Genomic DNA, 12,363 nt, shown 5'->3' on the forward strand with positions numbered 1-12,363 from the left:
GTGGTGGACCTGACGTATGAGGAGCAGTTCGAGCGGCAGATATGCGAGTACCTCAAGGATTGCGGGTGGGAGTACTCGCCGAACGACGAGGGGTACGACGCGGAGCGTGCACTGTTCCCACAAGACGTTCTCGGATGGTTCGAGGACCTGGCCCCGCAGACGTGGGCGCGCGGCATCGGTTCTGGCCCCCGAGCAGATGTGGCGAAGGATGCTCTGCTGGACCTGATCGTGCAGCTCCGTGCTACACCGCTCGACAACAAGGGTGGCGGCCCGGGAGGGACCCTGCAGTTACTGCGTTCGAACGTGCCCGTGGGGTTGCGCGATGAACTGAAGATGGTCCAGTGGCGTCCTGCGGACTCGACGAATGCCTCCCGCATGGCGGCCTATGGCAAGGTGCGCCTGCGGATCGTGCGGCAGGTGCACTACTCACGGCAGAAGCCCCAGGACAGCATCGATCTGGTCGCGTTCATCAACGGCATCCCGGTGGCCACGTTCGAGCTGAAGACCAACTTCAAGCAGTCCATCGAGGCGGCCGTCAAACAGTACGCACAGGACCGGAACTCGAAGGGGGAGCCGCTGCTGGCGTTCGGCACCGGGGCGCTGGTGCACTTCGTGGTCACCGAGTCCGAGGTCCGTATGACCACCCGCCTGGACGGTGAGAACACCTACTTCCTGCCGTTTAACAAGGGCAGGGACGGTGGAGCGGGCAACCCGGTCAACGAGCGCGGGCCGGCCACCGCGTACTTGTGGGAGCAGGTCATGGCCCGCGACACGTGGCTCGACATTTTCGGTTCCATGCTGTTCGTGGACGTCAAGACGAGCACGAACTTGATCACAAGTGAGCGCAAGACGTCGACCAACGTGATCTTCCCGCGCTTCCACCAGTGGCAGGCCGTCTCGCGGATGGTCGAGCAGGTCAAAGCTGAGAGCGTGGGTGGACGGTTCCTGGTCCAACACTCCGCAGGGTCGGGCAAGACGAACACGATCGGATGGACCGCGCACCACCTGTCGAATCTGCACGACCAAACGGGGCGCAAGACCTTCGACACGGTGGTGGTGATCACCGACCGTACGGTGCTGGACGATCAGATGCAGCGAGCGGTCCTCCAGATCGAGGGTAAACCGGATTATGTCTACAACGTCGACAAGCGGGCCCGCACCGACGCGGGTTCCAAGTCGCGTGCGCTGCTCAAGGCGCTGCAGGACCGTCGCCGCATCGTGGTGGTGACCATCCAGACCTTTCCGGCCGTGCTGAAGCTCCTGTCACAGGACGACTCGCTGGCCGGGCACCGCTTTGCGGTCATCGCAGACGAGGCGCACTCCTCGCAGGCTGGTGCCACGGCGAAGAAGGTGCGTCAGGTACTGCGCGCCGGCGGCCAGGAAGTCGACGAGGGCGCGGAGGTCGACGCCGAGGACGCGATCAACGCACTAGTGGATGCCCCCACCCCGAACGTGTCGTTCTTTGCGTTCACCGCCACCCCGAAGCAGAAGACGATCGAGCTGTTCGGACGCCGTAGCACGCCCGATGCCAAGCCGTCTCCGTTCGATGTGTACTCGATGAAGCAAGCCATCCAAGAGGGCTTCATCCTGGACGTCTTGCCTCGATATCAGAACTACGGCACCGTTTACCAGATTGCCGAGGTGATCAAGAAGGGCGGTGTCAACATCTCCGCCGACGATGAGGACCACCTGGTCGAGAAGACCGCGGCGGCCAAGGCTCTGAAGCGGTTTGTGCGCCTACACCCGACGAACATCGCCCAGAAGGTGGAGATCATCGTCGAGCACTTCCGTGCCAATGTGGCCGGCCTGCTCGGCGGCCACGCTAAGGCCATGATCGTGACCTCGGAACGCAAACACGCGCTGCGGTACAAGTTGGCGATCGACAAGTACATTAAGGCCAAGGGGTACGACCTGGGCACCCTGGTGGCCTTCTCTGGAACCCTGGACGACCCGGAGTCGGGCATCCACGACGAGGTGTCCGAGGCCAAGATGAACCCGGGGGCCGGCCCGAACCTGGCCGAGGCGTTCGCCGACCCCAGCTACCGCGTCATGATAGCCGCGGACAAATTCCAGACTGGGTTCGATCAGCCCCTGCTTTGCGCGATGTACGTCGACAAACGCCTGGACGGCATCCAGGCGGTGCAAACCCTCTCGCGCCTCAACCGCACCTTCCGCATGGGCAACCTGGTCAAGGATCGGGTGTTCATTCTCGACTTCGTCAACGAGCCCAAGGACATCCAGGCGGCCTTTGCGCAATGGTACGAAGAAGCCGAGATTGAGACCGAGACCAACCCCAACCAACTGCACGTACTGGCCATGGGGCTGCGCACCTTCGGCATCTTCGACCTCCAAGACGTGGCCCAGTTCGCCCAGGGCGTCCAGGCCGGTGACCGCAACAAGATCACCGCAGCGATGAGCCGGGCCCAGGACCAGTTCGCTCGGAAATGGCAGCAGGCCCACGACGACGAGGACACTCAAGCCGCGGAGCGGCTGGAGCAGTTCCGCAAGAACGTGTCCTCCTTCGTGCGGCTGTACGACTTCCTGTCCCAGGTCTACGACTACTCTGGCTCCCCGCTGGAAGACCTGTCCGTTTTTTGTCGTGAACTGGCCCAGTGGATCAAAGCCGAGCGCACGCGCGACGAGATCGACATCTCAAGCGCGCGACTGGTCGCCATCGAGCAGAAGGACAAAGGCATCACAAATGCGTCGGTTACCAAGAAGGGCGACAAGCTGACCGGGCCGAGCGCGTTGGGCACGGCCCGGGTCAAGGACCCCGAGATGGTCCCGCTAATGGAGGTCATCGACACCCTCAACACCCTGTTTGACGACCTATCGGAGTCTGCGATCGCTGGACTGATGGCGCTCGTTATCCAGGCGGCGAAGTCGGACGAGGTGCTGAAGTCCCGGGCTCTGGAGAACAGTCTGGAGAACTTCCTTAAGTCCGAAAAGGTCCGCGACCGGATTCTCGACACCTTGCTTGCTGCCCCAGGGGAGTTGGGCAAGGTAGTCGCGGAGGTCGTCGGCGACGGCAAGGGGCTGGACAGCATTATCGCCGGCACTTTTCATGGCGTGCGCCTGGATGCTGAGCAGGAGGCTTCCACTGAAGGCTCATAGGTATTGAGCGAGCGCGACCACGGCTGGCACTAGAGCGTGTCTCTTTGGTGGGCTCATGAGTTGATCGGATGTGCCTGTCCGGTTAGTGATCACTGATGCGATGTGGGATCGGGTGGAGCCGCTGATGCCGGCCGATCCGGTCCGCGGGCGGCGGTGGGCCGACCACCGCCGCACGCTCGAGGCCATCGCGTGGAAGTACCGAACCAACTCGCCTTGGCGAGACCTGCCCGAGGAGCTCGGCTCGTTCCAGACTGCGCACAAACGGCTGATCAGGTGGGCTGTCGACGGCACGTGGGAGAAGATCTTCGCCGCCGTCCTGGCAGCAGCCGATGCCCTCGACGACATCGACTGGACCGTGTCGGTCGACTCCACCGTCGTTCGGGCCCACCAGCACGCCGCCGGAGCACTCAAAAGGGGGCCGAAGGCCGCAACGAGCCGGCTGACCACGCACTCTGACGCTCCCGGGGTGGGCTGAGCACCAAGGTCCACCTGGCGGCGGACGGCCGTGCCCGGCCTCTGGCCATCACCGTCACCGCGGGCCAGGCCGGTGACGCGCCCGCCTTCGAGACGGTCATGGCCCGCATCCGGGTGCCGAGGACCGGCCCCGGCCGGCCTCGGACCCGCCCCGCCATGGTCTTGGCCGACCGCGCGTACTCATCCCGCGCGATCCGCGGTCACCTGCGCAGGCGCCAGATCCGCGCGGTCATCCCACAGCCATCGGACCAGATCGGCCATCGCCTGCGACGCGGCCGCCGAGGCGGACGCCCGCCCGGCTTCGACAGCGACGCATACAAGCAGCGGAACACCGTCGAGCGGTGCATCAACCGCCTCAAACAGTGGCGCGGCCTGGCCACACGAACCGACAAACTCGCCATCGCCTACCAGGCCGCACTCCACCTCGCCGCCATCCTCATCTGGGCACGGCGCTAACCAAGGAGACAGAACCTAGACGGGACGGGCGGCGCGGCCGGGACGGGGCCGGGGCGGCACGGCACGGGGCCGGGACAGCGGAAGGCCGGGCGCAGGCAGCTGTCCCCGGCCCAGGCGCGGGCGTCGTCGTCGGTGACGAACGGGCCGTAGGGGGGAGGGCGACCATGTTGCCGGTGCGGTCGGGGTCAGTCGCGACGACCATGAAGGGGCTTGTGGGAGGAGGCGCCGCCGACGAACTGAGCGTCGACGGTGCCTATCGGCGCCGATGATGAATCCTCGCGTTCCAAGCGTGTGACGACGTCATGGTCCGCAACAAAGAGCCAGGCGTCCCCTACGATCCGGGGCTGTCGGAGGAGGTGACTGTGCGGGCGTCGTATTCCACCATGTCCCCAGGTGGTGGTAGCCGGACGCCTCGGCGGCGGCCCGGACGGCGGATGCGCTGTCGCTGGTCACCAGCCAGGTGCTGGCGTCGATGCCCACCAGCCAGTGGTCGGGTTCGGCCAGCGGTCGCCCTGTCTGGTGCGGATCAGCAGGGTGGTGGCGCCATTGCCGGAGGGGTGGCGAAACTCAATGCCGTCCCGCATGAGGGCGCCGGTGGCCCGGCCGGAGGACCGAGATGGGCGCGGGGGCATGCTTGCGCGTTGAAGACCCTCTTCGCGGGTGCCTGCCTGAGAGTGTGTACCCGCGTTCGCCTTGCCTCAGCGGGTGCTATTCGCCCAAATGGCGAGGATCCCGGGGGTGAGCGGCACTGCGTCCGCTGTCCACGCCAGTTTCTCCAGACGCTGCGTCTCAGCTTCGTCCAGACTCCGCAGCGCCTGCTGCCCGTCGAGGCCTTCGCGGGTGAGGAGGTTCGTCCACGCCAGCGCCTGCTGCTGATCGGGGCAGGACTCCACGAGTTGGCACACCTCTCGTATCCACTCCACCGTGGCCTTCGGCACCTTCAGGGCTGTGGCAAGCTCCTTCACCTGCGTGTCATCGGCGGTGCGGGCGATCAGTTCCCCGGGATAGCGGATGCCGTCTCTCTCCAGTGGGGCGACATGCGGCTGCAAGACCTCGAGGTCCGAAAGCCGGGGCTTCCCGAGGAGCGCCATCAGTTCGGAGCGCCGATTGTCCCGGAGGGGCTGAAGGACAGGGTCGGTGAGCGCGGCCTTTCGGTACTTCGTATCTCCGAACGCGAAGTCGAGCCTGTTAAGCGCTCTGTCGAGCACCGCGCCGATTGCAGCGTCCGCCATATCGAGGCATGCCAAATTATAGGAGCACAAGAGAGATGTCTCTCCCTCCTTCAGCGAGTTAAATTCTTGAGACTCCCCCAACATTTTATTCAAGTGCACTATCAGTATTCTCGAGTTGGGTTCAACTTCTTCATAGAAGGGCGCGAGGCGCACCGATTTTTCCTTCTCCGTCCGAAGTTCATTGAGAGCTTTTTCTAGCTTCTCGCGGTCATTCCGTGCGTCGCTTTCCATATTAAGGTCGTCAAATCCGGAGCGGCGCTGAGCCGCATAATTGATACGAGCCGTGATGAGGGTCAAGAGGGTGCGCACCCGGAGTGGGAGGTATCCGATACCCTTTAGGTCATCTTCATCCTCCGGATTTTCGACAGTGTCACGAAACTGCTCCAACCGCCCAATATAGCGGGATTGGTCTTCTAGCGTCTCCGCCATGGATCCGTACCGACACACTAGGTAGCCCAGCCGGGCGGCACTATTCCTCGGATCCTTATCGACGGCCTTGGCCAGCAGTCTCCGGGAGACTGCGGAATCACCTGCCCAGGGTGGGGTCGCTGACAGGACCTGACACGCGAGACTGCGCCAGTGGCGTGTCCCGCACAGCCCTCGCTTCAGGTTCAGGTGCGTATCGCTGATTCTGAGCAGGACAAAAGCGGATGCTGCTGTGAGTACCTCCTGGGGGAACGCTGTTTTTCTGAGGTCGGGATGAATTCCCAGCTCGTCGAGGAAGATGAGTGTCGAATCCACCTGCCATCCGTTGCGCCGCAGATCCACCGTCGCTGTCGCACCATCGATCAGCGCCACGTCCGCGCGCCAGGGTGCGACGGCAGCCAGGGCTCGAAGCAGGCCCACGATACTCTTGACGAATTTCCCTTCCGTGGGTGGCAGAGCAGCAACCGCCTCTTCCGGCAGCGTGGAGACATCCACCCCCTTCGGGGCGTACAGCCCACGAGGGCGATTGCTGCCCATGAGTTCGATGCGCTGCATCATGTACGCGGCGCTCACTACGTCGTCCTTGCCGTCCGCCTTGCGCACATTCACATGTATACGCAAGCGGCTCCCGAGTCCTATCCAGCCGAAAGTAGCTACGCCTATTGCAGAGCCTACCGACGTGACCGCGCAGGTTCCGGGGGAAGACTGCCAGGGCGTAGCGTCCTGAGCGATGCATGTCCAACCGACGGTCGAGAGTGCCAGCAGGAGGAAGCCGCCCCAGGCCAACCATCGCCACGTCGTGTCACTCCTTTTCGTCTTCCGTTTCGGCGTGACACACAGTGCGAGCAGACGCGCAGCGACAAGGAGACCAGCTGCGATAGACACGGCCTGCAGAGCAGCCTCAGCAGAAGAGGTTGCCGAGCCGAGAAGAACGCCGTGAGCCGCCACCTCGATCACCTCGGTCAGAGAATTGCTAAATTGATTCGCCGAACCGGATTAGCCACTCGATCAGAGCCACTACTAAGACTCCAGACCAGCCCCGGTTTATTTCGTCGGAGTAAAAGATTTGTCCTGCGGCGGGAGATCCGATGAGATCTCTTCGTCGTCTATATTCATTAAGCCACCGCTGCAGGCATGCTGCATCTGGCAGAGGTGCCTGCGTCTGGCGTTTGTTGAATGACCGACTACGCAGCGCGGCTACATGATCGACGCTTGCTGGCGGGCTCGCGTATTCGATTGCCATCCGCTCTCCGAGGCGTCCAGCCTGGTGGTGAGCGCCAGTGATCCCCGGAGGTGCCAGGCTCGTTGGAGCCGGTCGGGGGCCTTCGTCGTTCCGGACGGCTTCGACTTGTTCGGCCCAGCGGCCCTGACGTAGACGGTGCCGTCGGTGTCTCGGCTGAACCGGATAGCGCCCGGCCTGCTGCGGTTCCGCGCTCGCCACAGCGTTGCGGCCACCTGGTGGAAAGCGCGGCTTCCGGGTTCGCCATGGTGGGGCAGGCGCCAGGCGCCGGCATTGCGCAGCGGATCACGTACCTGTCAGCTTCGAGCAGGTCGGTGGCGCCCTGCCTGCCCTGCGGTAACGGTGAAAGCGAGGGGCCGTGCGCGGCCGTCTGCGGGCAGGTGGACCTTTGGTGCTCAGCCCGCCGCGGGAGGGGCCGAGCGCATGATCGGCGGGCTCGCCGGGGTGGGCAGCCCCTTTTGCGTGCTTCGGCAGCGTGCTGGTGGGCCCGGACGACCGTGGAGTCCACTGACACCGTCCCGTCGAGGTCGTCGTCGGCGTCCGCAGTCGCCAGGACGGCGGACGGGATCATCTCCCAGGTGCCGTCGACGGCCCATCTAATTAGCCGCTTGTGAGCGGTCTTGAATGAGCCGAGCCCGTCGGGAAGGTCTCGCCAGGGCGAGTTGGTGCGGTACTTCCACGCGATGGTCTCACGGGTGCGGCGATGGTCGGCCCATCGCCGCCCGCGGACCGGATCGGCCGGCATCAGCGGCTCGATTCGGTCCCACATCGCATCGGTGATCACTGATCGGACGGACACGTCCGATCAACCGACCAACCCATCAAAGAGACACGCTCTAGTGGAGGCGCTGAGCGGTTCGTGCGACCCGACGTGCGACAAGGCCCGCCGCGGACTTGGAGGGCCTCGTGCACGCGGATCCAGCGATCGGGAAGAACGCACAACCGTCTGTTGTCGCAGCCCCGTAGCCGAGGAAGGGGAGGTGTCGGGGCTGAGACTGTTCAACCTCGAGGGCGGCGTAACGGAGGCCGTGCCGCATCTTGCTGAGGTCGAGGCGGATGTGCAGGCCCTCATTGAGGCCAACATGGAGACGATACTGGGCGTGCGGTTTCTGGCGAGCGAGTACGTCATCGACTGTGTCGTAGGAGGGCGGATCGACTCCCTGGGGCTTGACGAGAATGGGGCACCCGTGGTCGTCGAATTCAAGCGCGGAACCGCGGCCGGCGTGATCAATCAGGGCCTCTACTACATGGCGTGGCTGATGGGGCACAAGGACGCCTTCCAGAACCTGGTCCGCGAGCGGCTTGGGGGCTCGGCTGCGTCCCAGGTCCTGTGGAGTGCAACCTGCCTGATCTGCGTCGCCGGCGACGTCACCCGCTACGACGCGCATGCCGTACGCGAGCACCGGCGCAGCATCGACCTGGTCCGCTATCGGTACTTCGGCACCGAGCACATCGGCCTTGAGACCGTGGCGTCGGTCACCGGGCAGTCGGCTGTCGCCAAGCGGGCCCGCAGGCGTGCAGCTGGGCTGCCGTCGGCCCGAAGGCGGGACGAGGCGATGGCGGAACTGGCCGAGGCGGTCGACGAGGCGCTGCTCGGCATAGGGGACGGCGTCACCCGGGTTCAGCGCAAGCAGTACGCCGCCTACCAGCGGCTGCGGAACTTCGCCTGCGTCTGCCCTCCGCAGCAGGCCAAGCTCCTCGTCTACCTCAAGGCCGACCCGAAGGGCGTCGACCTCGTCCCCGGCTTCACCCGGGATGTGACAGGGCTCGGGCACCACGGCACGGGCGACCTGGAGGTGCAGCTTCGTACGGAGCGGGACCTGGACCGTGCTCAGGACCTGTTCCGTGCGAGCTACGCGGCAGCGTGATCGCTTGACGGCACCTTGGTCATGAGCGTGATGCGCTTGGGCTGGGGGCGTCTGAGTGGTGCCTTTCGACGTACGGGCAGGTAGTGGCGGTGGACCAGCAATGATGCGGGGGATTGCCAGTTTGGCTAACCGGCGATCCCCCGCTATGTTGTGCCGCTGCCTCGGCCTTCTTGGGCGAAGCGCTCTGAGCGATCGTCGCCCCGCGTAGCGCGCCACCCGTTGACGCGCATTCACTGCGTCGGCATCCCCAGGGTCGGCGCCACTGCCTCCGCCGGGATGGCTGGGCTACTCCTGGTCGGCGGCCTGCTGTGTGTCGCCGGTCGCCTCCGCCTCGTTGTCCTCCTGGGGGGCTGTGCGACGGTACTGCGGGTGGTCTAGGTCCATCTGCTGGGCGGCGTGGAGATGGACGGGGTAGCGGGTTCGATTACTCCATGCCAAGGGGCGGTTGCACAGTCGCGCGGTGAGGTTGGCGAGGACTTCCGGGTCTACCCCCTGTGCCAGGGGCAAGGGGTAGATCTCGGTGCCGTTCATCGCGTACCAGTTGGCGGCGACCTCGTTCTTTGAGAGGTCGCCCTTTTCCTTGGAGCCGTGGCCGGCGGTCCAGCGGGTCTTGTCTCCGCCGAGACGCCCGGCCCCGTTCCCGTCGTACTGGTGAGGGACGTTCGACAGGATCCAGGCGGCAGTGCCGCGGTCGGTGTCGAGCCGGTACAGCGACGTCGTAGTGGCGTTCGTGCCGATCAGGTTCTCGTCCGCGTCGAACCGGCTGACGCTGATCGGCTGTGGCACCTCGTCCGTGCTCTTGTTGATCCGGATGACGGCGATGGGCCGGTCCTGGTGGCGTAGCGTGCTGCCGGGGAGCCAGGTGTCTCCGGGTTCACCGGTCAGGCCCTGCTTGTTGTTATGGAGGCCGCCCCACAGCCTGCGGGTTCCGACGCCGTCCACGGTGACGGTGTAGGGGAGGCGGCCGATGTGGGTGGTCAGGTCGGAGAGTGCCTGGTCGATCTGTTCGGCGACCTTCTTGTAGCCCTGGTTGTCGGCGACCAGCTCGGTCATCTTGCCGGTCGGGTAGTCGAGGGCGTGGAAGGCGGCGATGGCGTCGTTGTAGTTCTGCCACTTGGGGCTGGTGTAGCTCCAGCCGTGGAGCGTCCAGGCGCTTCCCTCTGTGGCAGGGGGTACCAGGGCGACTGCGGTGATGCAGATCTTCGCCTTCTCCTTGGGGTGCTGCTTGCTCTGCCGGCGTACGTGGATCCCGACGTGCGCGACGTCAAGAGGAGCGTGGGTGCCGATGGGATCGGTCAGGGCCGTGTCGATGCGCTCGTCGAGGATCCCGATGTTGCGGTGCAGGTCGACGAGGGAGTAGAGCGCCTGGTGGTCTTTGCCCTGGTCCCGCTTGCGCTTGCTCTGCTTCATGTCGGCGATGTACTGCGACACGATGCCTTTCTGGGCGATGATCCGGCGTCCCTGGTACTTGGCGTCGGTCTCGTCGGTCTTCGTCCGCTGGCGTCGGTCTCGCTGGTTCTTTGTGGCCTCGTCCTCGGTGGTGTCCTCGATGGACTCGGGCGTGTACTCGGTCTCGGCCCAGGCTGCTACGAGCGTTCCCGGTTCTCGGTGGAGGAAGGGAAGTTCGTCAACCAGCCTGGCGCGTCCTGTGGCGGGGCCGTGAGCGAGGAAGGAGGGGGCGTGGTGGAACACGACGCTGACGGTGTCGGCGTGCAGTGGGACGGGGATGCCGTCGGCGGGGTCGATGCTCCTGGCGGGCAGGTGGTAGGCGTCACACAGCCCGTTGATCATGCGGATGCGGTTCTCGTCCTTGCTCCACAGGCAGACGATCCGCAGGTGCTCGTACCCCATGGACCTGAGGGAGCGGGTCACCTCGGTCGGGGCGGGGAGGGGGTTCTTCGGGTCGTTGCGGGGGAATCCGCGGGTGCTCAGGTGAATGTCGGGGCTGGTCGCGGCGTCGCCGAAGACGTCGCGGATGTGCCGGTCGAGCTCGCGCATGTGGTGCATGCCGACGCCGCGTCCGATGGGGAACTTGTAGCTCTTGCCCTGGATGGGGCGGATCTTGCTGTCCGGGCCGATCGGGGGGAGTGCTTCCCGGATCTCGCCCTCGACGCCTTCAGCGTCTTGCGTGGCGGCGTCGTGGTCGGCCTCGGCTTGGGCGCGGTTCTGGATGAGGGTCAGGGGGGTGTAGTCCATGCCGAGCTTGGCGAGGATCTGGAGCGCCATCCGGTTGATCCGCCGGATCTTGCTGCGGCCGTCCATCTCGACCTCGACCAGCGGGAGTTCGGAGTCGGCCTGCTCGACGAGCACCTTGCGCGCGTAGGCCATGTTGGACTTGAGGCGTGTCACCTGGGAGGAGACCAGGAGCACGGGGTGTGAGAGGTTGGGGATGGTCTTCATGGACAGCCGGATGCGTGCCACGGCGTGCGCTGTGCCGTTCTTGTTCGACCAGGGGTGGCCCCATGCGATCAGGCCGCCCTCGCTGTCCGGGCGGAGCGTGATCTCCTGCCCGTCAACCTCCCATGGACGTTCAGCCAGACGGATCGACAGGTCCCACGTTACCGTCCGGTACACCCAGCCCGGTGCTTCGGGCTGGCCGTTCTCGTTGGTGATGAGGTAGTCGGCGAGGAGGCGGCGTTCCTGCGGGGTGTTGGCGACCTTCACGGCCAGCGGGTCGGGAATCTTGAGGCTGATCTGGTCGATGGGGGTGCCCATGGCCATGCCGACCATGAGGGTGAAGGCGTCGCGGAGGGTGTCGTTGTCGATCTCGACTCGGGTCACGAGGACGCCGGCCCAGGGATCGAAGTGGACGTAGCCACCGGTCAGGCAGCGCAGCGCGGTCGTGACGATGGAGTGGGGGGCCTGGACCTCTTCTCGGCCGGCGAGGTCCTTGTAGGCGCGGTCGATACCTCTCCAGAGGTTCTTGAACCCGTTGTCGAACTCGCGGACCACGACGGTGGCGCCGTCGAGGAGCTGCGGGGTGCACAGGTATGCGGCGACGTTCAGCCGCTGCTTCTTGTTGACCTTGGACGGTTGGCCCGTGGGCGGCTGAGCGGTCATCGGGAGGAGTGCTCCGTTTCTGGCCGTATGGCGGTACGCCGGGATGGAGGAGTGCGAGGCAGGGGGGAGGATCTCGTCGTTAGGGACCTCATCGGCCGCTGGCCGTGGTCCACGGCCGATCAGGTAGTCGTCATTGACGATGTAGCTGCCGAGTCGACGGATTCCCGTGAAGTGGAAGCGCAACTTGTCGGCCATCGCCGGGGAAAGAGCGCTGAAAACAGGGCCGAGGTGTGCCTGATCCCGATTGAGGAGGAGGGCTTTAGCCACGGCGGAGAATCCCTCGGGCGATCGCGCTGCAGGCTTTTGGAGCAGGCGGAGGATAGCCAGGGCCTGCGTGTAGTTGTAGTTCGTGTGCCGCTGGAGCCTGCGGGCGTCCTTGTGCAACGGGTTTTGCCGCTTGGGCATGTCTGTTCCCTCGCGCGGTATCCCATGCTTCCCGCCGAGACGTTGACGATGCCTGGCAGTGATGTACGTGCCCGAAAACGGGACTTCA

General features: G+C 65.1%; 4 protein-coding genes and 2 pseudogenes. 3 read left to right on the forward strand and 3 right to left on the reverse strand.

Annotated features, from left to right (window positions below; genetic code table 11):
* Together ACH4N1_RS22995 and ACH4N1_RS23000 are read left to right on the forward strand one after the other, a co-directional pair.
* Positions 1-3,114, forward strand: coding sequence for a type I restriction endonuclease subunit R (locus ACH4N1_RS22995; protein ID WP_398099637.1), 3,114 nt, complete (start codon positions 1-3; stop codon positions 3,112-3,114).
* 70 nt (positions 3,115-3,184) lie between these two features.
* Positions 3,185-4,044, forward strand: a pseudogene (locus ACH4N1_RS23000) (IS5 family transposase).
* A 698-nt stretch (positions 4,045-4,742) separates the two neighbouring features.
* Here ACH4N1_RS23000 and ACH4N1_RS23005 read toward each other — a convergent pair.
* Together ACH4N1_RS23005 and ACH4N1_RS23010 are read right to left on the reverse strand one after the other, a co-directional pair.
* Positions 4,743-6,305, reverse strand: a complete 1,563-nt coding sequence (locus tag ACH4N1_RS23005) for a hypothetical protein (RefSeq protein ID WP_398099639.1) — start codon at positions 6,303-6,305, stop codon at positions 4,743-4,745.
* Between the two features lie 957 nt (positions 6,306-7,262).
* A pseudogene (locus ACH4N1_RS23010) lies at positions 7,263-7,741 on the reverse strand (IS5 family transposase); the annotation flags it as partial.
* Positions 7,742-7,922: 181 nt separating this feature from the next.
* Between ACH4N1_RS23010 and ACH4N1_RS23015 the strand changes: the two are divergent.
* Positions 7,923-8,810 carry a DUF5655 domain-containing protein gene (locus ACH4N1_RS23015; RefSeq protein ID WP_398099641.1) on the forward strand — a complete coding sequence of 296 codons (888 nt, stop codon included), beginning with the start codon at positions 7,923-7,925 and terminating at the stop codon, positions 8,808-8,810.
* 285 nt (positions 8,811-9,095) lie between these two features.
* On the opposite strand, the gene ACH4N1_RS23020 is transcribed toward ACH4N1_RS23015, so the two are convergent.
* Positions 9,096-11,870: an RNaseH domain-containing protein gene (locus ACH4N1_RS23020; RefSeq protein WP_398099642.1), complete on the reverse strand. Its 2,775-nt coding sequence runs from the start codon at positions 11,868-11,870 to the stop codon at positions 9,096-9,098.
* Positions 11,871-12,363: the final 493 nt, after the last annotated feature.

Source organism: Streptomyces sp. NPDC017202, from assembly GCF_044331705.1.
Classification (GTDB): Bacteria; Actinomycetota; Actinomycetes; order Streptomycetales; family Streptomycetaceae; genus Streptomyces.